This window comes from Armatimonadota bacterium (assembly GCA_016223145.1).
In the GTDB taxonomy this organism is placed as follows: Bacteria; Armatimonadota; Fimbriimonadia; order Fimbriimonadales; family Fimbriimonadaceae; genus Nitrosymbiomonas.
The window spans coordinates 378198-401726 of the sequence record JACRPN010000008.1; the positions used below are offsets into that span (position 1 = coordinate 378198).

General features: G+C 61.4%; 25 protein-coding genes. 14 read left to right on the forward strand and 11 right to left on the reverse strand.

Annotated features, from left to right (window positions below; translation table 11 throughout):
• The first annotated feature begins 2 nt into the window (after positions 1-2).
• The 5 genes from HZC36_06905 to HZC36_06925 all read left to right on the forward strand — a co-directional run bounded on the left by HZC36_06905 (position 3) and on the right by HZC36_06925 (position 2875).
• The gene (locus tag HZC36_06905; GenBank protein ID MBI5706704.1) at positions 3-623 is read left to right on the forward strand and encodes a hypothetical protein; all 621 of its coding nucleotides are present in this window, start codon (positions 3-5) and stop codon (positions 621-623) included.
• A gap of 167 nt (positions 624-790) precedes the next feature.
• Complete coding sequence (locus tag HZC36_06910; protein MBI5706705.1) at positions 791-1006, forward strand: hypothetical protein; 216 nt, start codon at positions 791-793, stop codon at positions 1004-1006.
• On the forward strand, positions 984-1400 hold the full coding sequence (locus HZC36_06915) for a nucleotidyltransferase (protein MBI5706706.1): 417 nt from the start codon (positions 984-986) through the stop codon (positions 1398-1400). Before HZC36_06910 ends, HZC36_06915 begins: the two co-directional genes overlap by 23 nt.
• 50 nt (positions 1401-1450) lie before the next feature.
• Positions 1451-1723: a hypothetical protein gene (locus HZC36_06920; GenBank protein ID MBI5706707.1), complete on the forward strand. Its 273-nt coding sequence runs from the start codon at positions 1451-1453 to the stop codon at positions 1721-1723.
• A 174-nt stretch (positions 1724-1897) separates the two neighbouring features.
• Positions 1898-2875 (forward strand): tetratricopeptide repeat protein, encoded by a 978-nt coding sequence (locus HZC36_06925; GenBank protein MBI5706708.1) that lies wholly within the window; start codon positions 1898-1900, stop codon positions 2873-2875.
• A 291-nt stretch (positions 2876-3166) separates the two neighbouring features.
• On the opposite strand, the gene HZC36_06930 is transcribed toward HZC36_06925, so the two are convergent.
• The 3 genes from HZC36_06930 to HZC36_06940 form a co-directional block, all read right to left on the reverse strand.
• Positions 3167-4600: a PQQ-like beta-propeller repeat protein gene (locus tag HZC36_06930; protein ID MBI5706709.1), complete on the reverse strand. Its 1434-nt coding sequence runs from the start codon at positions 4598-4600 to the stop codon at positions 3167-3169.
• Positions 4601-5055: 455 nt separating this feature from the next.
• On the reverse strand, positions 5056-5787 hold the full coding sequence (locus tag HZC36_06935; GenBank protein ID MBI5706710.1) for a hypothetical protein: 732 nt from the start codon (positions 5785-5787) through the stop codon (positions 5056-5058).
• 236 nt (positions 5788-6023) lie between these two features.
• A complete protein-coding gene (locus tag HZC36_06940; protein MBI5706711.1) occupies positions 6024-6452 on the reverse strand; it encodes a DUF1801 domain-containing protein in 429 nt (142 codons plus the stop codon).
• 123 nt (positions 6453-6575) lie between these two features.
• Here HZC36_06940 and HZC36_06945 point away from each other — a divergent pair, with 123 nt between their 5' ends.
• From HZC36_06945 to HZC36_06955, 3 genes are all read left to right on the forward strand, one after another.
• Positions 6576-7190, forward strand: coding sequence for an aminoacyl-tRNA hydrolase (locus HZC36_06945; protein ID MBI5706712.1), 615 nt, complete (start codon positions 6576-6578; stop codon positions 7188-7190).
• Positions 7191-7203: 13 nt separating this feature from the next.
• Positions 7204-8217, forward strand: a complete 1014-nt coding sequence (locus tag HZC36_06950; protein ID MBI5706713.1) for a rod shape-determining protein — start codon at positions 7204-7206, stop codon at positions 8215-8217.
• Positions 8218-8299: 82 nt separating this feature from the next.
• A complete protein-coding gene (locus tag HZC36_06955; protein MBI5706714.1) occupies positions 8300-8971 on the forward strand; it encodes a hypothetical protein in 672 nt (223 codons plus the stop codon).
• 37 nt (positions 8972-9008) lie between these two features.
• Here the strand turns inward: HZC36_06955 and HZC36_06960 are convergent, their stop codons facing one another.
• The gene (locus HZC36_06960) at positions 9009-9227 is read right to left on the reverse strand and encodes a NifU family protein (GenBank protein ID MBI5706715.1); all 219 of its coding nucleotides are present in this window, start codon (positions 9225-9227) and stop codon (positions 9009-9011) included.
• Positions 9228-9426: 199 nt separating this feature from the next.
• On the opposite strand from HZC36_06960, the gene HZC36_06965 reads away from it, so the two are divergent.
• A complete protein-coding gene (locus HZC36_06965) occupies positions 9427-10416 on the forward strand; it encodes a hypothetical protein (protein MBI5706716.1) in 990 nt (329 codons plus the stop codon).
• A gap of 156 nt (positions 10417-10572) precedes the next feature.
• Here HZC36_06965 and HZC36_06970 read toward each other — a convergent pair whose 3' ends face one another.
• The 3 genes from HZC36_06970 to HZC36_06980 are packed head-to-tail and all read right to left on the reverse strand — an operon-like array spanning position 10573 to position 12379.
• Positions 10573-11550 (reverse strand): GNAT family N-acetyltransferase, encoded by a 978-nt coding sequence (locus tag HZC36_06970; protein MBI5706717.1) that lies wholly within the window; start codon positions 11548-11550, stop codon positions 10573-10575.
• 5 nt (positions 11551-11555) lie between these two features.
• Positions 11556-12083 carry a hypothetical protein gene (locus HZC36_06975; protein ID MBI5706718.1) on the reverse strand — a complete coding sequence of 176 codons (528 nt, stop codon included), beginning with the start codon at positions 12081-12083 and terminating at the stop codon, positions 11556-11558.
• Positions 12080-12379 carry a DUF1844 domain-containing protein gene (locus HZC36_06980; protein MBI5706719.1) on the reverse strand — a complete coding sequence of 100 codons (300 nt, stop codon included), beginning with the start codon at positions 12377-12379 and terminating at the stop codon, positions 12080-12082. Before HZC36_06980 ends, HZC36_06975 begins: the two co-directional genes overlap by 4 nt.
• Positions 12380-12542: 163 nt before the next feature.
• Between HZC36_06980 and trxB the strand changes: the two genes are divergently transcribed.
• Positions 12543-13493 (forward strand): thioredoxin-disulfide reductase, encoded by a 951-nt coding sequence (trxB, locus tag HZC36_06985; GenBank protein ID MBI5706720.1) that lies wholly within the window; start codon positions 12543-12545, stop codon positions 13491-13493.
• A 15-nt stretch (positions 13494-13508) separates the two neighbouring features.
• Positions 13509-14633 (forward strand): hypothetical protein, encoded by a 1125-nt coding sequence (locus HZC36_06990; GenBank protein MBI5706721.1) that lies wholly within the window; start codon positions 13509-13511, stop codon positions 14631-14633.
• A 136-nt stretch (positions 14634-14769) separates the two neighbouring features.
• Here the strand turns inward: HZC36_06990 and HZC36_06995 are convergent, their stop codons facing one another.
• The 3 genes from HZC36_06995 to HZC36_07005 are packed head-to-tail and all read right to left on the reverse strand — an operon-like array spanning position 14770 to position 17517.
• Positions 14770-15519: a hypothetical protein gene (locus tag HZC36_06995; protein ID MBI5706722.1), complete on the reverse strand. Its 750-nt coding sequence runs from the start codon at positions 15517-15519 to the stop codon at positions 14770-14772.
• Positions 15520-15530: 11 nt separating this feature from the next.
• The gene (locus HZC36_07000) at positions 15531-16436 is read right to left on the reverse strand and encodes a nucleoside hydrolase (GenBank protein ID MBI5706723.1); all 906 of its coding nucleotides are present in this window, start codon (positions 16434-16436) and stop codon (positions 15531-15533) included.
• 25 nt (positions 16437-16461) lie between these two features.
• Positions 16462-17517 carry a BMP family ABC transporter substrate-binding protein gene (locus tag HZC36_07005; protein ID MBI5706724.1) on the reverse strand — a complete coding sequence of 352 codons (1056 nt, stop codon included), beginning with the start codon at positions 17515-17517 and terminating at the stop codon, positions 16462-16464.
• A 95-nt stretch (positions 17518-17612) separates the two neighbouring features.
• On the opposite strand from HZC36_07005, the gene HZC36_07010 reads away from it, so the two are divergent.
• Together HZC36_07010 and HZC36_07015 are read left to right on the forward strand one after the other, a co-directional pair.
• The gene (locus tag HZC36_07010; GenBank protein ID MBI5706725.1) at positions 17613-18365 is read left to right on the forward strand and encodes a hypothetical protein; all 753 of its coding nucleotides are present in this window, start codon (positions 17613-17615) and stop codon (positions 18363-18365) included.
• A 96-nt stretch (positions 18366-18461) separates the two neighbouring features.
• Positions 18462-18728: a hypothetical protein gene (locus HZC36_07015; GenBank protein MBI5706726.1), complete on the forward strand. Its 267-nt coding sequence runs from the start codon at positions 18462-18464 to the stop codon at positions 18726-18728.
• Positions 18729-18887: 159 nt separating this feature from the next.
• Here the strand turns inward: HZC36_07015 and mfd are convergent, their stop codons facing one another.
• Positions 18888-22508 carry a transcription-repair coupling factor gene (mfd, locus tag HZC36_07020; protein ID MBI5706727.1) on the reverse strand — a complete coding sequence of 1207 codons (3621 nt, stop codon included), beginning with the start codon at positions 22506-22508 and terminating at the stop codon, positions 18888-18890.
• A gap of 339 nt (positions 22509-22847) precedes the next feature.
• Between mfd and HZC36_07025 the strand changes: the two genes are divergently transcribed.
• Positions 22848-23426: an NADH-quinone oxidoreductase subunit B gene (locus HZC36_07025; GenBank protein ID MBI5706728.1), complete on the forward strand. Its 579-nt coding sequence runs from the start codon at positions 22848-22850 to the stop codon at positions 23424-23426.
• Positions 23427-23529: the final 103 nt, after the last annotated feature.

Below are 23529 nucleotides of genomic sequence, written 5' to 3' on the forward strand. Positions count from 1 at the left end.
CTGTGGAAGAGTCTGAATTCCATGCCTTGATAGAGGGGCTCAAGTGTTCCCAAACCGCAAAACGCCGTTCAGCTGCAATCAAACTTCGCAAGGTCGGATTGCCCGAAGCTGGGCCTGCATTACTCGATGCTCTTGAGGCTGAAATCCGCAAGAAGGTCACTTGGGAGACTCAATACCAGCTCTTAAGAGCTTTGGGAGAGTGCGATTACAGGCCAGCGCTATCGCGAATTCTTGAGATTGCTTCGGACCCGGAACGGAAAACGCTAGAGCTTTCGGCTGCCGGTATGTCAATCGTGCGGCTTGCACGAAAAGACGATAACGATCCAGAGCCAATCTTGGCAATCCTGCGCAGCAACTATCACTGGCTAGTGAAGTCCGGCGCAACGTGCGCAACTGCGATGCTGAAGATGAGATTCACTGAAGAAATAGCAGCCAGCATTCTGAGTATTGCTCCCAACCGCGATGAAGGCGACTGGTACTTTCTTGCGATTGCATGCGCCGGGTGGAGCGGCCCCGCTGTCGGTCGATTTCTCGAAACATGCGAGCAGAGCAGACTGGGATTTGTCCGGGAGGCCGCCCTACTCGCTCGAGCTGGGAAGTACAAGAGAATAAGTATCCTTTGAAACGCAATCTACTGCTTGCGGGATGGTTTCTCAAGAGACGCGGTGAACATGATCGTCTCCGGCTTCTGCAAAGAGGCATTCGGCGAGCCGCCGATGGAGGTCGCGGTCGAGGCGCAGAAGCTGTTTGGGGGTGAGCTTGGAGGGGAGTGTAGGCTAAACTTGTTACCATGATGAAGCGCGAGGGCGAATGGTGGTATCAGGCGCGGGCCATCGGCGACGATGGCCGGAGCTTCGATGTCGCCTTTTGGCAAGCCCAGGGGTCAACCGCCATCTTCGACGCCGCTTGGCAAATGGTGCTCGATTCGGTCACGATCAAGGGCGGGAATCCCGATGAACTCCGACTTCTAAGATCTCCTGTCGTTGTTGAATCAATACGGCGCTAGGTACCTGATTGTTGGCGGCTACGCCGTCATGCTCTACACCGAGCCCCGGTACACGAAGGACCTCGACCTTGCCATCAGCACCCAGGCGGAAGACGTCGAGGCCCTCCGAAAAGCGCTCGAGGCCTTTGGCTTCCCGATGTCCGATGAAGCGGCGGCAGAGCTTGCCAAGCCGAACAAGATGATTTCCATTGACCGTCCGCCATCGAGAATTGACATCCTCAATCAAATCTCCGGGATCGAATTTGATCGGGCTTGGGAACGGAGAACTACGGTGGACATTGGAGGAGTTGATGCCTCATTTGTCTCACGCGAGGGCCTCTTGGCTTCAAAGCGTGCTGCCGGACGGCCACAAGATCTCCTCGACTTGACCCGACTTGAGGAGACCTCTGGCTAGGTGTCAGCGAAGGCGCAGAAGTTGTTGGGGGTGAGGTTGCGGGGGGAGTAATGGATAGGGCTGAGTACCGCCGGATTCTCCTTGAAGTCGATCGAATCCTCCTTGAGGACTGGGATCCCCTCGACGTCAGGGAAGAGCCGGATGCCTATGACGAGTACACGAACTATGCGCCCTTGGTCATTCGACGCCTAATGGACGGGTGCTCTCAAGAGCAGATTTGCGAACTCCTGGCCCATATTGAACTGGATTGGATGGGCCTGCAAGGCTCCGCTGAACGGCGCTCCATCGCCGCAAAGAAGCTCTTGGCAGTCAGGTTGGAGTAGAAACCGTTTCGGCAGTCGTTACCGGGGGACCAACGGGCCGTAAGTTGAAAGCGAAGGCTGAAGGCCTGGGTCCGGATAGCCATTTGCGATCCAGCCCTGTATGGGCGACAGTCGACTTCTCAAGTGTCATGCGCGCCTCGCCTCCAAATCTCGGTTTTACTACCACAATAGAACGTGCTCCGTTTCCGCAAACCAGCAAGCGCCAATAAGCAAGAGGCCGAGCGCTTGCTTGATGAGGGCCATGAGGCGCTAGAAACACTTAACTTCAAACGAGCGCACGTGGTCGCGCGTAAACTCCACTCCATTGGCTATACCGGCGAGTTCGAGATTGCCGCCAGGGCCTATTGGCAGGAAGGGAAACGGAGAAAGGCCATCAGGACTTTGGAGAGCGCCACACGCAAGCACCCCGCGGTTCCCATCCTTTGGTCCTATCTTGGTGAGTTCTATTCAGAGACCGGCCGTTATGACGAAGCGATCTATGCCTTTGAGAAATCCGCTTCGGGTCCACATGGAGAACGTGCCCTCGCAGACCTGAACGTGGCGGTCGTGCTTTGGCGAAGAAAGGAATACCAGGCCGCCATCCTCAAGCTCAACCTAATCCCACCCGGAACGGCCGAACCTGACCCGAGTTCCGTCGAGCTGGTTAGGGCGCATTGCCTTCTGAGCCTAGAACGCACCGGCGAAGCCCTTCAGGCCGTCGACGAAGGACTCGCCCTGAGCGTCTCGGACCGCCCCAAGGTCGAGGCGTCCCTCCTTGCTCTCAGAGCCAAGACCTTGCTCAAGATGGATGACCGAAACGGCGCACAAGCTGCGGCTTGGAAAGCGATTGCCATTGACAAATCGGCTGACGTGGCCGAAATCATCCGGGAAATCGGCAGCACACGATCAGCCACCGCCAAGCTCTGGCGTGTCCGGATTGGCGGCACTTGGTGCGAGCCCCTGGAACCCGGCGGATCCATTCCCAAGTTCACGGCCCTTTATTGGGTTATTGCTGAAGACGCTGCCCAAGCCCTCGAGCTTATCAGGCCCTTTGAAGACGCTCGAGTCCGAGCGTCTTTGCAGATCATCGATGCCAAATCTGAGCGCTCCGCTCCGGAAGAACTCGTCGGCGTCGTCCGCGCTCTAGGCGGCTATACTTTTGTGCTGCCATAGGCGGAAGGAGTCACCGGACGGACGGATAGGGGACTTTGTCCAGGACAGGCTCCCGGACGTGCGTAGCTTGCCCCAAAGCAAGTTTGGGGCAGCACCCTCGTTCGGCAGGCCGCAGGCACTTTGACAGCGGTTTCAGAATTGATCACCGTTGAGGCGTGACTTATCGCCAAAGCCGGAAGTGAGGACCAATCGCCCCTGCCGGCTTTGCTGGAAGAGCCCCTGACCCCCGGCTACCCTCCCCCACAACGAAATCGGGCTGACGGCACGGCCGTCAGCCCGATTTCCCTGCGCCTAGAGCGCGCTCATCCCATAGACATAGCAATGGGCTTCGAACTGCGATGTGTAGGGGCCGGCGGTGCCAAAGAAAACCGTCGAGCCGTCCGCCGAGTACTTCATCCGGTTGTAGACCGCAATCGACATCCCGAACTCGATGGGAAGGGACTCGCTCGCCCAGAGGAAGCCCCCGGATGACGCGCTGTAGGCCTCGATCCGGAAGGGCTGGCCGAAGTTTGACGCCCTCTGGACCAGCAGCGTGGCGGCGCTGGGGCTGCGCGTCAGGTTGCTGACGACTCCGCCAAGCGGGTTGGAGAATCGGAGCGTCCCGTTCGCGTTGAGAGCATTGAGCCGGGTGTTCGCGGTCAGGAAGAAGGCGCCTCCAGCCGGGGCGGATACCACGTCGCCCTGGGGCTGCGAGCCTCCGATATCCCAAAGGTTGAACGACCACACCGGATTGCCGCCGGTGGCCATGCGCTGGGTGGTGGAGGTCCCATGAGCCACGACCCCGCCGGTCGCATAGCCGCTGGGCTGCAAGCCGACGATGTCAGGGTTGAGCCAGTCCAGCCCACCGCCGAGGTGGATCGCGTGCAGACCGCCGACCGCGCCGGTGGCGGTGTCTCCCCTCGACCAGATGTACGCCCGGTTCTGGTCGAACTGAACCTCGGTCTGATGCGGCCCGCCGCGCTCGTAAAAGACGCCGCCTGTCCAGAGCTCCTGCCCGGTTGGGCTAAGGACCACCGCGCCGGTGGGAACGGGATTCCATCGGGAGTTGTCGGCGGCGTAGATGTTGCCATCGGGGCCAACGCTGGGACCGGCGAGGATCGCCGACTTGAGGACGTAGAGCCATTTGAGGGTCCCGTCGGGCCGGAGGGCCTGGATGCCGCCCCCGCCCGCGCAATAGATCGTCCCATCCGGGCCGACGTCAACGGCGCCGTCAGCGCCCCTGGACCACACCCATTTCAGCCCACCGTCGGGAGTCAGGGCGTAAAGGTGGCCGAAGTTGCCGATGGCGTAAACGGTTCCGTCCGGGCCGATCGCGGGCCGCGTCGAGATGTACTGGTCCGCTGCCTGGAAGCGCCATTTCAGCCGCCCGTTGAGCCCGGTCCTGCTTCGGATCGAGAGTGTGCCGAGGAACCGGTTGCCGCTCGGCGTGCCCATGAAGAGGCCCGTGGGCTGAATTGCGGCACGATCGGGGATGTAGAACTCGACGAGGTTTGGCCGCCAGCTCGCGATGTGAACCGGCATGGCAATCCTCCCGGAATTGCGCGCCCCGGTGAGCTGGACGAGAAAGCGCTGGTTCGTGGGCCAGTCGCCAAAGTTGGAACCGTAGAGCCTGACCAGACCGGAGCGAGTGGGGTCTCTAGGGACAATGTCGGTGACCGTCTGCGCGGAAGCAAAACCCGAGAGAGCGATCAACGAGAGCGATAGAGCCATCGTGCGAGCTTTCATGCACTCATTGAGGCTCGCACGCGGAAGTCTGATACGGTTGCTGGGCAGAAAACCATGGCAGGGCGAGTCTCCTCTGCCGTGTCGCGCGCAGGATGTCTTCTCCCTCCCAGACTACGGGTGGCTCCACCCACTAGATGCGGCGTCAATATGTTCATGCGCGTCCGGACTTGTAACCCCACCGCGCCCACGCGGAGGGTCCTAAGACTCGGCGCGCGTGGAAGTCGGCCCACCGCGTGGTCGCGGTGGGGTTACACTGCAGCACATCAGCGCGGCTTCTTAAGGGTGATGTGATTGGAGCACTCAAGAGCCTTTTCGGAAGCCAAATACGAAGACCCAATTGCCGCCTGCCCCTCGCGAGTATCCTCGAGCGGAAACGGCGACGGGCAAATCGCGGACGTGTGGCAAACCTAGGGTGACCCCTTGACTTGGGTGGCTTCCCAGCTTGCGAGGGTGATCTACTCTAGTCTCTTCCGGCCGCTCCAATTGTAAGACTCATCCTTCGAGTCCGAGATCGTGTAGCTCCCGGTGAAGCTCTTTCCGTCTGCGGAGAACGTCCAAACAAACCCGCCAGAATTCCTCTGCGAGGCATTGGACCATGTGCCCGTCGCGGTCAAGCCGTCGAGTTTTCCCGTGATCGAGCCGCCTTGGAAGCTGTAACTGCCGAAAAGCCGGTCCCCCGAGAGGCTCAGATTCATCGTGTAGCTGTTGCTCTGGTTCTTATAGCCCAGCGTGATGTCCCACTTCCCGCTGAGGTCGAGCTTTTTGTCCTCCGGCTTTTTGGGCTCCTTCGGCTTGTCCCCCGCGTTCTTGACTGGCGCGGCCACAAGGTTCTTCTGGGCGAAGGCGATCACGAGCACCCCGTCCTTGGCGCTCCAGTGCCCGTTTACATGGCCATCGGCCTTGATCGATTTGCCCTCGATTGAGTAGCTCTTCTTGTAGGTGGCCTTCAGATTCAGAGTCCTCTTGTAGAGCACACCCTTAACCGGCCACTCGCCATCATCGTCCCTGAACGTGCCCGTTACCGTGAAGTTGCCGCCCTTGTGGGGGCTTAGAGTGAGCACGAGCTTCTTGCCCGCGTCTTCGACGACGTACTTGCCGGCCTGCGGCGGCTTTTGAATTAGCGCGGGAAGGCAGATCGTCAGAAAAGCGGCAAAAAACGTGGCGATAGCGAAGACTCTATACAGCATGGGCTTTTCACCAGGAGCCTTAATTATAGTACGGCGATTGGACCCTCGATCCCGTGGCCGGCTGGCTTTGCCTGCCTCAGCACCTCCTTGTCCGCTGCTCCTCGAGGGCGCCGCGCCACACCGAGTCCCCAAGGAATGGGGCGTTAAGAACGGCCCGGGCTTGCCCCCGGAAGAGGTCTCATCAGGCGTGCGTAGCTTGCCCCAAAGCAAGTTTGGGGCAGCACCCAAATCCACTTCTATCCACTCTCAGCATCAAACCCAAATCGGATCGCCGCCTGAAGGACATCAACGTCGATGTCTTTTACCGCCTTGAACTTGATGCAGTAGCCGGTCACGCTTGCCTTGCCGATCGTCTTCCCGAAGGTGGTGGCGAGGGTGGTCTTGTCCGCCAGACCCATGACGTAGACCGAGATGCCGGACGTGTTGGCGCTAAGGCCGATCCGGAAGAACTCCTTGGTGGTCCCATCCGCGTACCGGATGGTGTACGCCCCGTAGCCGATGTTGGGGTTGGAGACGACCTTGCCCTCGCTGTTCTTGCCGTCGCTGAACCACAGCCGGCATCCCGGCGAGGTCTCGAGCGTGAGTTGGTGCAGCGCCCGCATGTCGCTCTGCTTCGGTTCCGGCTGACTGGCAAGATACGCTTCGATCTGTTCTTCTAAGTTCATTGTCTACCCAACAGATTGCCCGCGACCCGCGGCCTATCGGTTTCGGATTGCGGATTTCGGATTGCGGGAAGGGGCCCCCGACCCGCGACCTTCATCTTACTGCCGTCCGAGTATCCTCTCCCCGTGTTTCTCAGGAGGAAAAAGGTCTTCGAAGGCCCGGTCGAGTGGCTCATCGTTGGGCTGGGCAACCCGGGCCCCGAGTATGCGGGCACGCGGCACAACGTCGGCTTCGAGGTCATTGACCGCCTCGCCGAGAAGCACCACATCAAGGTCAAATGGGCCAAGCATCAGGCCCTTTTTGGGACCGGAACGATCGGCGGCGCCGGCGTGGCGCTTGCCAAGCCGATGACCTTCATGAACCTTAGCGGGCGAGCGGTGGCCCCGCTCATGCGCCAGTACCAACTCACCCCCGAGCGTGTCCTCATCATCGCTGACGAGGTGGACCTTCCTTTCGGGAGGATTCAGCTCAAACCCAAGGGCGGCAGCGCTGGGCACAACGGACACAAGTCCATCCAGCAGTACCTCCAGTCGGACCAGTATCCACGGCTGAGGATAGGCATCGGCAAGCCCGAGGACGACAAGATCGACCACGTCTTGGGCAGGTTCGGAAGGGACGAGATCGGTCGCTTAAACGACGTGTTGGACCGGGCGATGGAGGCTTGCGAAGCGGTGGCTCGAGAGGGTCTCGAAAGGGCGCTGAGCCGCGCCAACGCCGAGCGCGGCACAGATACGACATAATGCACGAGCGCCCTTGAAGCTTGCTCCCGAAATCGGCATCGACCTCGGCACGGCCAACATCCTCGTTTACCGACGCGGCAAGGGCATTGTGCTGCAAGAACCCACGGTCGTCGCCATCAACGTGCAAAACGGCAAGGTGCTTGAGGTCGGCGTCGCGTCGCGCGACATGATCGGCAGAACTCCCTGCAACATCCAGGCGATCCGCCCACTGAAGGATGGCGTCATCGCCGACTACACCACGACCCTCAAGATGCTCGAATTCCTCTTGAGGAAGGTCTGCGGGCGAAGGATGATCTTCAAGCCAACGGTGCTCATCTGCGTGCCCAGCGGGGTGACCAACGTCGAGCGGCGTGCCGTCATCCAGGCTGCCCAGGAGGCCGGCGCGGGCCAGGCGATGACCATTGAAGAGCCGATGGCGGCGGCGTTTGGGGCGGGGCTTCCGATCGCCAGCGCGGGCGGCAACATGGTGGTCGACATCGGCGGCGGCACCACCGACATCGCCGTGATCAGCCTGGGGGGCTTGGTGCTCTCTCAGTCCATTCGGATTGGCGGCAACAAAATGGACGAGGCGATCATTAAGCATGTCCGCAACGCCTACAACCTGATGATCGGCGAGCCGACGGCGGAGGAGATCAAGATCAAGATCGGCTCGGCCTATCCGCTCCAGCAGGAGCTGAGGATGGAGGTCCGGGGCCGAGACTTGGTTGCCGGTCTTCCCAAGACCGTCGAGGTCACCAGCGACGAGGTCCGTGAAGCGCTCCTGGAGCCGGTGCGGCAGATCGCCGAAAAGCTCTGCGCGGTGCTGGAAGAAACACCCCCAGAACTCGCGAGCGACATCATCGAGCGCGGAATCACCTTGACTGGGGGAGGGGCGTTGCTTCGGGGGCTCGACCGCCTGCTGCAGAGCGTCACCGATATTCCGGTTCGGGTCGCAGAGAACGCGCTCCATTGCGTCGCCATCGGCACCGGGCGCGCGCTTGAGGGTCTGGACGACATTCGAAACAGCGGCGCCGTCAGTACCATTTAGGGCCCGAGTGACGTCTTGATAGGGAATGCCCATAATAAATACGGGGCCGGCCCTCCTGCGGGGCGCGGCGACCAAGTGCACCATGCGAATTCTCTTGATCTTGGCAACGGCGCTGATCGCGTTTGGGACGGCTTGGGGAACTCCGCTCGGGACTGTTGAGGGACGGGGCATTCAGTTCTCTGGATTCCTTTCTTTCAGCCTGGGCATCCCAGGCGGGACGTCTGGGCTAAACCTTGCTCAACCAGCCCAAGACGGGCTTCAGACGGGGAAGTTTGCCCACAAGGAGGGTACGGGATCGGGGCCGTTGGACGCCAAGCCGATCTCGCGCGACGAGTTCTCCGACGTGTTCCTGAAGGTCGAGACCGCCGTGCAGCGGGTGATCCTGAAATCGAAGAAAACTCCGGCGCGGGTCGCTGGAGGGTCCTCTGCGGCGAAGACCGACGCGATAGCCTCCGAGATGGGGCGCGTTTTCACCCTCTGCAAGGGCAAGTTCAAGTTCACCCCGCCGATGATTTCCTACGATAAGAAGCTGCTGAGCTTGAAAGCGGGCACGGCGGCGCGCAAGCAGCTTGAAATCCTGATCAAGTGGGGCTTTGTAGGCAAGGTTAGCCCATTGGCCACTTCGGGGAGCCAGACCCTGACGCCGCACGAGTTTGGCGATGCAGTCGGGCTGTTTTTGGCGCGGCTCGCCGAGCTCACGCACACGCCCAGCTCCGAATGGAGCCCCTACATGAACTGGCAAAAAGAAGGGTGATTGAGGGCGAGCGAGGAAGTGCCGGTGAACTTCGAAACTAGACCGCGATAACCTCGCGGACACCGGGCGCAAGGGCTTTTAGGCGCTCCTCGACGCCAAGACGCAAGGTCACCGAAGACATCGGGCAGCCCGCACAGGCGCCTCGGAACTTGACCCGCACCGTGCCGTGCTCATCCACCGAGACCAGGTCGATGCGGCCGCCGTGCGACCGTGCGTATGCCTGGACGTCGCGCATCGCCTCCTTGACCGACTCCATCAGCGCCGCGGGAACCGCCGGGTTGGGCGGTGGGGTTCGCTTGATGGCTTGGACGATTCGGGCAATCATGACAACAATGTATAGTATACGCCTCGCAGCGCGACGCGAGCTTGGCCCCTTTAGGTCTTCTACGGCAACCGAAACGGCCTGAGCACCAACGCGTCATGGCTTGTGGGCGTCCAAACGGATGCCGGAGGCTATGATGACCACCCTTTGCCTCGCAGCAGCACTGCTTCAGGCAGCCGAGTTTCCGGGCGGCGACGCCACGGCTCTTGCCGAATCATTGGCGAAGGCCGGAAAGTCGAGCGCCATCGTCTGCGCATTCGAACGCGTTCAATATCCAGCGCTCAGACTCGATCCCGGCAAGCCAGACCAGCTGGCCGACGCGGTCAAGGCCGCGACGGGCCTCAAGGTGGCAGGCGGCACGCGATTGGCGGTCCATCCCGGCAAGATCTCGCGGCATCTGTTTGCTCCACCCATAATCGGCCCAAAGCCATCGGGCTATAGCCCCGCTCCGTTTCCGGAGGAGGCCCTCAAAGATGGCGTGGTCACGCTCGCCACGGAGAAGGGCAAGTGCATCACTGTTGGGGCGCTTCAATCAGCCATGTTCTCGCGGCCGATCAGCGTCCACTGGGTCTATAGAGACCTTCCGATGATGGCCGCGATCAAGGACCTTCCCGAGGTCGAGTTCCTGAACTATGTGGCTAAGGTCGCCGGCGCGAGGCTGTCTGCCAGCAAATCGGAATATCGACTCGACTTCGAACCCATCGAATTTCGCACCCGCGCAAAGGCCACGGTCAGGGCGTTCCTGGACTCACGAGAAGGGAAGGACCTGTCCAGGAGGCAGGCAAGCGATGCCCGACTGGTGCAGGCTGCGCTGAATCTTGTCTCCGACTACCAGCTATCCGAGGCGTTCCGGGAGCAGGGGGCATCAACGCGATTCGCGCTCGGTCCCCAGCAAACGAGGCTGATCCAGGAGCGACTGGCTTTGCTTGAGGAAGCGCCCACAAACGAGCAGTTGGCTCAGCGAGCGCGAAGCCGAGGCGGTGGCGGCCAGGCGTCCCCAAGTACGCTGACCGTGGACACTCGGTATCCGATCTATCTGGTGATGAGGAGCGATTTTGGCTGCTACCTCGAGGCGATGAGCCTGGGAGAGGGCCGCGAAAGAGGGAGCGTCGTTAGGTTCTAGCGAACGGCGATTTGTCAGCTAGTGGGGTCGTCTGCGGCACAGGCCCAAAGGGTTTCTCTGTGGGGGTCGTGGAGTTTTAGACGAGCCACTTACTTCCGGGGCCGGGTCTCCACCCCCAACCCCGCTCCTCATTAACGAGCCAAACGACGAAGGGGTTTAGAGAGCCAACTCGTAGGACCTGTGCCGGCGGGCGACTTCGAACCCGTGGCCGCCATAGAAGTCCACCAGGCCTGTCCAGTCGATGATGGTCCGACGGACTCCTCGCAGGTGCAGGCCCTGGAGAGCCGCTCCGAGGAGGGCATTGCCAAGGCCCCGGCCTCGCACCGATGCCGAAACTCCGATCGGGCCCAGTGCGCCCCAGTGCTCGCCCAGGTCCAGGTGCCAGACCGCTCCGCAGCATGGCGACACATGGGTCCAGTTCTGGGTGGACGCGAATCCCTCCACCTTGCCATCGACCCACAGCAGATACACAAAGTCCGTGCACGCCTCGCGCTCCAGTTTGGACATCGTGTCGTGGGTCCAGCGTCCAGGAAACTCTCTGTGGAGGAAGGCTAAAAGCATTTCACGGTCTTTGGGCCTCATCTCAGCTACAGAGGGCCTATCCATGGCTGGCAAATCGCTGCCGGGCCATGCGCCAAGAGGGTCCAAGCTGCCCGCGGGGGGCACGTAGTCCCCAAGGTCTCGTTCCAGGTCCACGTTTTCGCCGCCCTCTTCAAAACCCTCGATCATTAGGAAGCTCTTGAGGTTGCAGCAGTCGTCTGGGCACCCCGAAAAAAAGTGGTCGATGTCCTGCCCGACCACGATCTTGGTGAACCCCCGGTTCTTGAGGGTCCGCTTCACGTCGGCAAAGAGATCGACGCCATCCGAGGGGTCCAAGTAGGCCACGGCGCTCAGGTGAGCCTGGTCCGGGTCCATGCCGGCGAAGCACTTTGGGGTCGCCGATCTCTTGATCGCAACTAAGGCGAGCGCCCGGTTCTCGACGGAATCGATCATGGAAGCGCCCCAATCAAAGAGCTGGCACCCTACCGTATGCCGTTCGATGGCCTCGGCATCCACCCGGTATCGGGGCGGATAGAATGTGTTCCACGTAGCTTCGAGTGATCGAAAGTCGGCCTTCCGAAAGGTCTGTCGCATCTCGGTCAGTCGTGACTCAGGCCTTCCGATGCTTCCCAGAGCTTTTCGATGGCCTTGACGGCCCGGAGGGCCTCTCGCGCCGTAAGCCTGGAGGGCCTGTCAAGAGCTTCACCCAGACTCTCGGTTGCGAGGAGGGTTTCGAACGGGTCGCTCCATAGCCCATGAAAGTCGAACGAAAGTGCCCGACGCTCCTCGAGCGGGTCCACTCGCGCCGCCAACGCGGGCTGAAGGGCAGGATAGTCGTTGGAGAGCTCTTCGCGGAGCACGTCGTACTTCGCCGAGAGCTCGGCGGTGGGGCCGTAGCGCCCAGATTCCTGGATTGTCTCAAGAAACGCCCCGAAAGCGTCGGCAAAGCGAGATAGCGCCACCGACTGCGTGGTCTGCGGATCGGTCTCGACGACCTGGCAGATGGCCGACTCCGCTTCGGCGGCCGCATCCGCGAGGCGTCGGCTAAGCCGGCCCGCGTGTAGAGCAGCCTCGTCTCTCTTCGAGTGGCTGCGCGATCCAGTACCAACGGTCTGGGGTTTGATCATGCCGTTGTGGTCTCCTTGCTTTGCTGGACGAAGTTGGTTCGAAGGTCACGGATGAGGTTATGAAGACGACGTTTATCCTCCTCATCCAGTTTCGGCTCTAGAAAAGATGCCAGGTGGGTGGTGATGTCGATCGCGACCTTGGCTTCGCTCAGATCCTTGTGGATTCTGCCGGTCAGAAAGTCCGGCTGAAGGCCGAGTTTCTGCCAAGCGATCGACGCCATTTGCTCGACCGTCGCCATGATCACCGTATAGACGCCCACCGGTTCGGCGGGCGCGCTCGGAGCCTCAGTTCCCATCCCGATCTTCACTATACGCCTTTTCCCGCCTATTCAGGGTATCAATCATCGCATCGCGGCACAATTCTGGCAATCCGGGCGGGTGTGCACCCAATAGCCCAGCTTCCCCTTCCGGTACCGGAACCCTTCGTTCTTTCCCACGTAGAAGGTCGCAAAGGTCAACATGGAATCGACTCAAACCGTTCATAACGTGCTCATCGTCGGCTCGGGCCCAGCGGGCTACACCGCCGCCCTTTACACCGCCAGGGCCAACCTGGCCCCGATCGTATTCGCGGGTCTACAGCCCGGTGGCCAGCTCACCATCACTACAGAGGTCGAGAACTACCCGGGTTTTCCCGACGGCATCATGGGCCCGGACCTCATGCCCCTCTTCGAGCGGCAGGCTACGCGTTTTGGCGCGGCCGTCCAGTGGAAATTGGTGACCAAGGTGGACCTTTCGGCGAGGCCGTTCAAGGTCTGGTGCGACGACGAGCTTTACCTGGGCCGGACGGTGATCATCGCGACCGGCGCGGAGGCCAAGTGGATCGGCGCGAAGGGCGAGCAGGAGTTCGGCGGCTACGGTGTTAGCGCCTGCGCCACCTGCGATGGGGCTTTCTACCGGGAAAAGCACGTTTTCGTGGTGGGAGGTGGCGATACGGCCATGGAGGAGGCGAACTTCCTGACTCGGTTCTGCTCGCGGGTCACGATCGTGCACCGCAGGGAGGGTTTTCGGGCCAGCAAGATCATGCAGGACCGCGCCGCGGCGAACCCCAAGATCGACTTTCTGCTGAACACCGAAATCGACGAAATCATGGGGGTGGTGGAACCCGTCAAACGAGTAACCGGCGTAAGGGTAAGGAGCACCCTGGACGGCTCGACCCAAGAGATGCCGATCGACGGCGTCTTTGTGGCGATCGGGCACAAGCCGAACAGCGAGCTCTTCAAGGGCCAACTCGATATGGATGAACTCGGATACTTGAGCACGTCGTCTTGGTCTACCAAGACCAAGATTCCGGGCGTTTTTGCCTGTGGCGACGTGATGGATCATGTGTTCCGGCAGGCCATCACGGCCGCGGGAACGGGCTGCATGGCGGCGATCGAGGCAGAGAGGTACCTCGAAAACGAGGGGCACTGAGCGATGGTGGGGTGGTTGGCTTCAGCTTTGCTCTCGGTGGCCTGGGCGGGCGCTGCCCCGGCCCTCACGCCAGCGCAGCAAGACCAGGACACCAAGGTCCTCGGCCTGCCGAACTTCGATGGCGGCGAGCCGCGCACGCAAATCCAGGTGCCCGGCGAGCGGCTGAGCCGAGCCAAGCTTTGCCCCAAATGGAGCTGGGAGTACGAATGGGGTTTCCCTGGGCTGGCTAAGCCAGAAGGTTCGCAGAGCTTCAGGCCAAGGGTGCGCGTGTTCGAGCAGCAGCGCCGCGAGGTCGGCGACGTTGCCGAGCAGGTGGTTCGGATGATGATGCGCCTCTGGGACTTGAACTACCGCCGGCTCAAGATGGACCACAACCCGAACCTGAACTTCGGGATCATCGACGTCTACCTGGCGTTCGGCGGCAAGGCAGGCGGGGAACAGCTCATTGCCGAAGACCGTCAAGAGACGACGCCCGAAGGGGCGCCAAAGAAGGTCAACACCATCTACATCTATGCGATCCCGTCGTTTTCCGATCCTCTGGAGATGGCGAGGGAAGTGGCGCACGAGTACGGCCACGCCACGCTGCCGACGATCGGAGGGTTCGTTCAGCCCGAGGACTGGGCAAACGGGTACTTGGGCGAGCGCCTTTACCTCCGGTGGCTACGCGACCTGATGGCCGGCGGCAAGCTGAAGGAAGTGGACGCGATGGGCGCCTCGCTGGCCGACCTGGACAAGTACGTCAAGCAGAAGGTGGATCCCCTCGCCGACGTCGCCGCGCTCAACGGCCCCGACCGCTCGGAGCTCTCAAAGACTGGACAGAGGGGAATGGACGCTTACATGGGGTTGGCGCTGTACGCCGAGTCCACGCTGCCGGCAAACGTCTTTGCACGCTCGATCAAGCTGACCGGCTCAACCTCGGCGGCGGACTACCCCAAAGCGATCGTTCTAGCCTCCGAGGAGCCCGACTCCTACGTGTTCAACGTCCCGGCTCGCTTTGCGAACAAGCCGATCTGGGTGCCATTGGGCAAGGGAAGCGTCGTGGGTCAGGCGCAAGTGGTCAAGAAGCAGGGCGACTGGGCGCTGGTGAAGGCCGCCGACTCGTTTAGGGTCGTGAATAGGCAGGGCTCCGTCGGGCACTGAGACAGAGAGTGGGTGAGGGGCGAGTCGGTGAGACGGTGAACAAAGAACTGTCTGCGGCGAAAGGCACCTGGATATGCCATCGCGGGGCCGCCCTGACTCCGCAATGGAGGAGCCATGTGGCCCGGCCTTGCACGCGTTACTCGCCGCTCAGTCCTGTCTGAAGCCGTTCTTCCACTTTCGTTGCGGTGGCCGGCGTTGCAGTCTCCAGCCTCTTTCGCGCTTGATTCTCAAGTTCTTCCGCGACGATCGCCTCGATCCGATCCGCGAGCTTTGTCGCGTTCGTGCGGGACTTGCGGGTCCATGTGAAAAACCCGGCGGTGGCCAGAGTCCACGCAGCAGCCACGATTCCCGCAGCCAATGCGCCATGTCCGGCGTCGGCCATCGGTGCACCTGCAATGATGGACAGTAAGAACGCAGGATAGAACGAGCCCAACGCCTCGAATACCAGAACTGGCTTGACCCGGATCCTTGTGCGTCCGTTTCGCGAGTGAAGCGACACGCTTGCCAGCCCTGAACCGGTCATGGCGCGCGCCTGCATGCTCCGCCCGATCTGGCTCACCGGGAACTTGCGCGAGCTTCTCAAGGGGAGTTGCTCGACGACCACGTCGTAATCGGCAGGATCGAGTTCGCCTTCCACGACGCGTTCCACTTCCGGGGCAAGTCCCCCAGCCTGACCCTGCTGCACGCCTGCGAGCTTTTCCTGGATGGCTTGCTGCAAGAACTGGGGCGAGACCCCAACCTCGGCGGCGGCACGCTCAAGCTCCTGCCGCGTCACGCCGGGCCGATACTCCGAGGACGAACTGGCGGACCCCTCTTGAAGCTCTGCCGCCCGGCGAATGATCTCGGAGACCTCTTGCTCGCTGAAAACCCGTTTGCCTGGCTCCATTGGCATCGAGTTTAGCCCCCCACCGTTTCGAAATAGTGGGTGAAGAAGGCGTGTGGGTTCACGTCATCTGCCACGAATTGCCGCCCTTTCGGATTGCGCGTCCAATGGGTCTTGCCGGGCCATTGCGCCCCCCCAACATCCACGGAAACGTCACCGCGTCCGAACTCCCCAACTTGCGGTGCGAACAGCAAGGCGGCAGCCAAGGGGTCGTGAAAGATGATCTGAGGCGCGCCCCTGAACCAGACCTCTGCCATCTCCAGGGTCGCTTGCAGCAACGGGCCACCGGCTGCGAACCGAGCCCGGCACTCCGCCTCCGAGAGCCGGCAATCGAGCGTGACGTCGAGCCCCACCGCATGGATGGACCCTTCGGTTGCCCGCTCGAAGAGGGCCCTTGCCGCATCGGGATCGCATCGAACGTTGTGCTCTACCTCGGGCACTTCCCGATCCATCCGTGAGCGGAACGCCCCGCACATGAGCACGATTTCCTTAAGCAGTCTGGGCGCGTCGGGATAACGTTGAAAGAGAGTGCCGACATTGGTCATCGGGCCGATAGCAAGCAGGGTCACCTCGCCGGGGCGCTCCGATAGCCGCCGATACAGCCCGTCAACAGCGTCCTCGGCGTCTGGTTCCATCCCCTTCGCAGAAGGGGGCAAGGCTTCGAAGTGGGGCACTTCCGGTTGGCCAGGCCCGGAACCCAGCGGTTTGGAGAGCCCGGCCAGAACGGGCACATCCCCGCGCCCGGCCAGATTGCACAAGTGACGAACGATCGCAGCGCGCTTGCGCGTGTCGCCGCTGACGGTGGACACTCCAAGCAGCTCGCAACGTGGCTGAGCCAGGAGGTAGGCCAGTGCCAGCGCATCATCGATGTCCGACCCCGGGTCGGTATCAAGCCAGACCGCAATCCTGTCGCTGTGCATCACGTGGGCGCCGGTGGGCTACGCCCTACTTGGCCGTCGCCAAGTAGGCTTCGAGTTCTTTCTGCGTGGCGGGTACCACCAGGGTCCCCGACTTGATGTCGTCGCTGACCTTGGCGAGCTTATCCAGCTTCTCTTTGCCGATCTTGTCCTTCGTGAACTTCATCTCTGAAGTGCCGACGCCGCCGTCCTTGAGCCCAAAGACCATCTGGCCGTTCGTGAATTTGCCGTCCTTGAGGTCTTGGATCGTCTTGAAGACCGACTCGTCCACGCGTTTGATCATGCTGGTGAGCACGAAGCCCTGTGCGAGGTCGTCCTGATCGCTATCCACGCCGATGGCGTACTTCTTGTTGTCCTGGGCCGCGTTGATCACGCCGAGCCCAGCCTTGCCCGCAGCGTGATAGACCACGTCCGCGCCACCCCCGAAGAGCACGTTTGCCGCGACCTTGGCGGTGTCGGGGTTGTCCCAGTTACCCGTGTACTTGGCCGGCAGAACCTCGGCGGCAGGATTGGCAGTCTTGACACCTGCGACGTAGCCCGCATAGAACTTGGTGATCAGGTCCGACTGCATGCCGCCCACAAAGCCCACCTTGTTCGAGGTCGTCATCAGGCCGGCAAGATAACCGACCAGGAAGCTGCCTTCTTCCTCCTTGAAGGTGAGGGAACGGACGTTGTCGCCCGCCGCCACGTCATCCACCAGCGCGAATTTGATCTTGGGGTAGTTCTTGGCGACCGCCGATACGGCGTCCTTCATCGCGTAGCCGATCGCGAAGACCAGGTCGCAGCCCTTGTCGGCCATGGCGGTCAGGTTGCCTTCATATTCGTTGTCGGCTTTGCTCTCGACCATTGCCTCTTCGATCCCGAGCTCGTTTTTCGCGCGCTCGATGCCCCTCCAGGCGCTGTCGTTGAAGGACTTGTCGCCGCGTCCGCCTTTGTCGAACACGATGCCGACTTTGAGCTTCTTGGCGCCTCCATCGGCAGGGCCGGTGCCGGACGCCGTGTCGCCGCTCCCAGAGGAACAGCCGGCCACGAAAAGGGAGAGAAGAAGCGCGAGAAGCGCCAAGGTCCAGAGCTTAGGATTCACGGATTAGCCTCCTAACGGGTAAACTATGCGATTATGGCGCAACTTCCGGCGCTTCTCGCCGGACCCATATCGAGCGCCGCAGGGAGTCCCGAAGTTTGTTTACTTGCCATCTGACCAAGCTTGAAGCTGCCGTCGAACAGGTCCGCAAGACCTATCCGAAAATGCGCCCGACCGATGTGGCGCTGCTCGCCTCTGCCCTCGTGCTCACGGGCCGACATGCGGTGGCGCTTTACGACGGGAACCAATACCGCTGGCCCGAAGACTACGACAAGCTGACCAAGGCGCTCGTGACCGAGATCGACCAGATTCAGGAGAGCGCCGAGCCGGTCAAGAAGACCAAGACCAGCCCGGAGGAGGAGCCCGTGCAGTTGAACGTGGGGCTTTCGCCGAATTACAGCGCGGGAGAGGCCAGACTGAAGGAGCGGAAGGACCTTCAGGCCACCCTCAGCGAGCTGCTGCAAGGCGGCGTCGAGTTTGTCTATTCCCCGACCGACATTGGTTGGCAGTGGGCGCTGGAGCGAGCGAACTGGAACACCATCAGCGGCGGCGAGTTGGCCAGGAGGATCAAGGTGAAGGCCAACTTCTCCGATGGGGCCGTCGGTGTCGAGATGGGCTCGACCACCAAGAAGCGAGCCGCATCCAGAGCGAAGGCGAAGGTGGAAGAGGAGCCCGTCGCGGTTGCGGAGCCCGAAGTCGAGGTGGAATTCCCTGTGGAAGTGGCGGCCGTAGCCGAATTCGAGGCCCCGATCGAAGTCGAGTCGGATGCCAGCGCCGTGGTGGAGGCCGAGGTCGAGGCACCAGTGGCGGAGAAGCCGAAGAAGGCTGCCAAGGGGAAAGCCGCCAAGTAAGAGGCGATCAATAGTCCGGACGGCACCTTGCGAACGCGGGGGCCCAGCGAGTATCCTATGAGGCTCGCGCCGGGAGCGTCCGATAGGAATTGAGTCATGGCCAGAATTTGTCAAGTCAGCGGAAAGAAAGGCAACAGTGCGAAGCACATTCGCCATAGGCACTCGGGCGCGTGGAAGTTCCGGGCTCCGAAGAAGAACCGTACGCAGTTGCCGAACCTGCAGGTCGTACGCGTGAAGACCGAGAGCGGCATCGTGAAGATGCTCGTTTCGACGAAGGTCTTGAAGAGTCCCGAGTTTGCGGCGGTTTCCAGCGGTGTGAAGCCGGTGCCGAAGTCCTGGCTGAAGAAGCCCAGCTACGACTAGGGGCAGTCAGGCTTAAGCTTGAGCATTGGGGACGCCGATTCGGCGTCCCCAATTCGTTTTGGAGAGGCTGTTTCGTCGGTGAGCGATGCACCAGGGCGTTGGCCTTCGCTTCGTTAGGCCGTCCGGTCGAGTCTGGCCGAGCGGACAGTGGGACGTGGCCTAATCGTGCTTCGCCGCCTCGCGGACCTCGTCGAGGCAGCGCTCGTAGGCGTTCAGCATCCGCTCAGTGGCTGTGATCGCGCTTCCGGTAACGGGCCAGATGAGGCTATCTCGGGTCAGATAGCACTCCCGGTTCCTTTTGCCGAGAAGTGAGAGCGCCATTGGGGGCACCTTTTGCCGGTCCTTGAAGCCAACCGACAGGCGCCCGTCGTGGCCGTCGATCTTTGATATCCCCAGACGCCGCATCGTCATTCTGAGCCGCATGACGTCAAAGGCGTTTCGGGCGGGCTCGGGCGGGTGCCCATAGCGGTCTTCGATCTCGCCTTGAGCCTCGGTGAGCGAGGCCTCGTCCTTGCTTGCCATCAGGCGCTGGTAGTAGTAGAGCCGCTGGGCCTGGTCGGTGATGTAGGAGTCTGGAAGGAGCGCGGGCACGGGCAGATCGAGTAGCGGCAAAGGCTCCATCTGGGCTGCCATGGCCTCAGCATCGTCGATGGCAGACTGAGCGTCTGCCCCACGGGTGGCCTGAAGCGAACCAAGGAGAGACGCTTTGTGCTGAGCCACCGCCTCCTGGATGAGTTGCGTGTAGAGCTCGTAGCCGACCGTCGCCATCGCGCCATGCTGTTTGGCGCCCAAAAGGTCGCCCGCGCCGCGAATCTGAAGGTCCCGAAAGGCGAGCGAATAGCCCGAACCCAAAGCGGTGAACTCCTGCAGCGCCTGGAGCCTCTGAAGTGCCTGATCCGAGATTTCACGGTTGGACTGGTAGAGGAAGTAGGCGTAAGCCTGGCGGTCCGAGCGACCCACGCGCCCCCTGAGCTGATAGAGCTGCGACAGCCCAAAGCGATCGGCATTCTCGACGATGAGCGTGTTGACATTGGAAATGTCCAGGCCGCTCTCTACGATTGTGGTGCTGACGAGCACGTCCACTTCGCCGTGGATGAAGGCCATCATCACCTGCTCGAGCTCGTGCTCGTGCATTTGGCCATGGCCAACGGCGATGCGAGCGGTGGGCACCAGTTTTCGCAGGCGTTCGGCGACGTGATAGATGCCCTCGACCCGGTTGTAGACGAAGAACGTCTGGCCGCCTCGCGAGAGTTCTCGCAGAATCGCCTCCCGGACCACTTCGTGGCTGTAGGTCCGCAGGAAAGTGCGAATCGGCAGCCGGCCCGGCGGTGGGTCGTTGATGAGCGACATCTGCCGGATGTCCATCAAGGCCATGCTGAGGGTGCGCGGGATGGGGGTCGCGGAGAGCGTGAGTACATCGACGGCGGTCTTGAGCTTCTTGATCTGCTCCTTCTGCTTCACGCCAAATTTCTGTTCCTCGTCCACGACGAGCAGGCCAAGCTCCCTGAATTTGACGCCCTCGCTGAGCACGGCATGGGTTCCAATGAGGATGTCGAGCTTGCCGGCTTCGGCTTCCTTTAAGGTCTCGCAGCGCCGGGAGCTCTTGACAAAGCGGTTGAGTAAGCCGATCTTGGTTCCAAAAGGCCCCATGCGCTCCTCGAAGTTGCGAAAATGCTGCTCTGAGAGGATGGTCGTGGGGCAGAGTACAGAAACTTGCCGGCCCTCTTGGACGACCTTGAAGGCCGCTCGGATCGCCACTTCGGTTTTGCCGAACCCCACGTCGCCGCAGACCAGGCGGTCCATCGGAAAGTCATTTCTTAGGTCGCATTTCACCTGCTGCACGGCGAGAAGCTGGCTCGGCGTCTCGACCCATGGGAACGTTGACTCCAGTTCGCCCTGCCAGGGCGTGTCCGGGCCGTAAGGCCTGCGCTGGATGAGGGTCCGCTGGGCGTACAGCTTCACCAGGTCCGCGGCAAAGGCCCGGGCATTCTCCTTGGCCTTGGAGATGGTTCTTTGCCATTCCTGGCCCCGGAGACGGTTGAGCTTGGGGTGGGCGTCGCCGGGGTTGAGGTACTTCTGGACGCGGTCGAGCTGGTCTGCAGGAACGAAGAGCTTGTCCGGCGCTTCGTACTCGATGTAGAGGAACTCCTTCTCGACGCCGTCCACCTCTCGCTTGGCGAGGCCGCGATAGATGCCGATGCCGAACTGGATGTGCACGACATAGTCGCCCGGTTTGAGGTCGAGCAGGGTGGCGATCGGTGCGCCTTCAAGGAAGCGCTTTTGAGGCAGCCGGAGCCGGCCGACGCCGAAAATCTCCGCGTCGGTGAGAAAGGCGACCTTTTGTTCGGGGAAGACGAACCCGCCCGCGAGGTTTCCGTGGGAAAGGTAGAAGCCGGGGGGGAGAGTGGGCTTAGCGGCTCCGATTGACCTGTTTGACTTGTCGGACCTGTCGGACTTGTCAGACGGGTCCGCTTGCGAGGGAAGCTCCACCGGAAACACGTCTGCTCCGCCAAGAACTGACTTGGCCCGATTGGGCTGGTCGGTGCAGATGATGCAGAACAGTTGTTCTTTCTTCCAGTTCTTGAGGGTCTGGGCCAGGGCGCTTGGATTGCCGCGGTAGGCCTGCAGGCTCGCCGAACCCCAATCCCGACGGTGTTCAACTTCCAGCCAGTCCGGAGTGTCGTTCATCGAGGTGAGCGCCAGCACATTCGAGAACGCTCCGAGACTCTCAACCGGCTCCATGAAATCGTTGGCGAAACTACGCAGGATCTCGCCACGATCGGTCCTGGCATCCAGCGCTTGCCCCAATTCCTCGAAACCGCGAGCGCCAAACGCGTCGAGTTCCGAGGGCTCCTCGAGCACCAGCAGATCGGTTTCCTCGAGCAGGTGAACGGCGCCTTGGGCATCCGGGTGGATCCACGGACGATAGAGATCCAGGCGATCGAAGTACACCTTCTTTCCCAGCGCCTCGATGTCGCTCTCAACCAGTTCCTCCAGGTTCTTGCCGGCCTCGGCGGAGAGGTTCGGCGCTTCCTGTTCGAGGGCGTGCCGCATCAGCGCGCCGAACTCCGCGATGTCCTTCGGGTAGAGCGTTTCACGCGAGGGCGCGAGCCGCAGGGCCGGAATCGCCCCGACAGAACGCTGCGAGGTCGGGTCGAACTGCCGAATGCTCTCGATCTCGTCGCCAAAGAACTCGATGCGGATCGGCAAATCACGCCCCATGGCGAAGAGGTCCAGGATGCCGCCTCGACGGCTGAAGTGGCCCGGCTGGCGCACCGGTTCTTGGCGCTCGTAGCCCAACCGCGCCAAGCGCCTGACGAGCTTTTCGGGTTCGGTGGACATCCCGGGTTTGAGCTCGACAAACGCCTCTTGAAGGATGGACTTGGGCAGGGTGCGCTCAAGCACGGCAACCGCCGTCGTGATCACGACGCAGGGCGCATCGGCGGCCAAGGCCTCAATCGCGCCGATTCGGTCGGAAAGCGCGAAGTGCTCGGGGTTGGCGTCCTCAAAGAGCGCCGAGAGACCGCTGGGAAGCTGGTGGATGTCGATCTCAGGGACTCCGCAAAGCTGAAGCTTGGACTGCCAGCGCAGGCATCGATCGTAGTTGGAGGTGACGACGAGGACCTTCCGGGGCTTCTGCAGGTAAGAGGCGGCAAGCAACGCCGGACGGGCCTCTTCCGTGAGCGATGCCCACTCCGTGACCCCTTCCGTGGGGCGGACGTGAAGTCCGCCGGCCTCATCTTGTAGAAAGATGCGTCGCGTCCAATCGGCCGTGCGCATTGAGCGGGGAAAGGGTACCTGGGAGAGCATGTTCAGTGGTGTCTTGGTGAGCAGGTTGTCGGGTTTTCAGGTGTTCAGGTTTTCGGGTGTTTGAGGTTGCAGGGATTCGGGCCTTGAGGTGGGACGGCCATTTGTGAGATCTCCGACGTCTTGCTTTTCGAGGGCACACTGAGAAACGACGTCCAGTTTCAGAAGTACCAGCAGCATCAAGTCGGGAATCTCCGTCCTGACAACCTGAACACCTGAAAACCTGACAACCCGAAAACCTGAAAACCACCGTTTCCCTCGGCTTAGTCCTTTCCAACGTACGAGACGGTAGAATCCAGATTCGGAGTCCGCATGCCAAAACGCGTTGAAACCCTCGTTCTTCACGACAGTTCCTCACCCCCCATCGGCGGCGCCGAGCGCGGGGGCAATGTCGTCGTGACCAGCGTCGATCTGCTCATCAAACAAGCAAGGGCCAACGCCCTTTGGCCGCTGACCTTCGGCCTCGCCTGCTGCGCAATCGAAATGATGAGCACGGTTGCGGCGAGATTTGACCTGGCGCGGTTCGGCTCCGAAGCCTTTCGAGCGACTCCAAGACAGGCCGACGTGATGATCATCGCGGGCAGGCTCAGCAAAAAGATGGCGCCGGTTCTTCGGCAGATTTATGACCAGATGCCCGAGCCCAAGTGGGTCATCAGTATGGGCGCCTGTGCGAGTTCCGGCGGCGTCTATAACAACTACGCGATCGTGCAGGGTGCCGACCAGGTGGTACCCGTGGACGTTTATGTGCCCGGATGTCCGCCCTCGCCGGATGCGCTGATCTATGGCGTGCTGAAGCTTCAAGAGAAGATCAAGAAGCAGCAGCACAGCTCGATGAGCGAGCTGAGGCTGGTCGAACTGACTCCGAGGACCCTGGAAGAGGTGGAAGCGTGAGAAGAGGGGACTTGGTGAGAATGGTGAGCGTTGTGAAAGTTGTAAGAAATGTGAGAGTTGATCTGGACGATTCACACCCTCCCAGCCATTCTAGCCACCGTCA

Coding starts and splice junctions, on each gene's coding strand:
- HZC36_06910 (MBI5706705.1), top strand. CDS start 791: ATGATGAAGCGCGAGGGCGAATGGTGGTATCAGGCGCGGGCCATCGGC.
- HZC36_06920 (MBI5706707.1), top strand. CDS start 1,451: ATGGATAGGGCTGAGTACCGCCGGATTCTCCTTGAAGTCGATCGAATC.
- HZC36_06930 (MBI5706709.1), bottom strand. CDS start 4,600: ATGAAAGCTCGCACGATGGCTCTATCGCTCTCGTTGATCGCTCTCTCG.
- HZC36_06935 (MBI5706710.1), bottom strand. CDS start 5,787: ATGCTGTATAGAGTCTTCGCTATCGCCACGTTTTTTGCCGCTTTTCTG.
- HZC36_06940 (MBI5706711.1), bottom strand. CDS start 6,452: ATGAACTTAGAAGAACAGATCGAAGCGTATCTTGCCAGTCAGCCGGAA.
- HZC36_06955 (MBI5706714.1), top strand. CDS start 8,300: ATGCGAATTCTCTTGATCTTGGCAACGGCGCTGATCGCGTTTGGGACG.
- HZC36_06960 (MBI5706715.1), bottom strand. CDS start 9,227: ATGGAGTCGGTCAAGGAGGCGATGCGCGACGTCCAGGCATACGCACGG.
- HZC36_06965 (MBI5706716.1), top strand. CDS start 9,427: ATGATGACCACCCTTTGCCTCGCAGCAGCACTGCTTCAGGCAGCCGAG.
- HZC36_06970 (MBI5706717.1), bottom strand. CDS start 11,550: ATGCGACAGACCTTTCGGAAGGCCGACTTTCGATCACTCGAAGCTACG.
- HZC36_06975 (MBI5706718.1), bottom strand. CDS start 12,083: ATGATCAAACCCCAGACCGTTGGTACTGGATCGCGCAGCCACTCGAAG.
- HZC36_06980 (MBI5706719.1), bottom strand. CDS start 12,379: ATGGGAACTGAGGCTCCGAGCGCGCCCGCCGAACCGGTGGGCGTCTAT.
- trxB (MBI5706720.1), top strand. CDS start 12,543: ATGGAATCGACTCAAACCGTTCATAACGTGCTCATCGTCGGCTCGGGC.
- HZC36_06995 (MBI5706722.1), bottom strand. CDS start 15,519: ATGGAGCCAGGCAAACGGGTTTTCAGCGAGCAAGAGGTCTCCGAGATC.
- HZC36_07000 (MBI5706723.1), bottom strand. CDS start 16,436: ATGCACAGCGACAGGATTGCGGTCTGGCTTGATACCGACCCGGGGTCG.
- HZC36_07015 (MBI5706726.1), top strand. CDS start 18,462: ATGGCCAGAATTTGTCAAGTCAGCGGAAAGAAAGGCAACAGTGCGAAG.
- mfd (MBI5706727.1), bottom strand. CDS start 22,508: ATGCGCACGGCCGATTGGACGCGACGCATCTTTCTACAAGATGAGGCC.
- HZC36_07025 (MBI5706728.1), top strand. CDS start 22,848: ATGCCAAAACGCGTTGAAACCCTCGTTCTTCACGACAGTTCCTCACCC.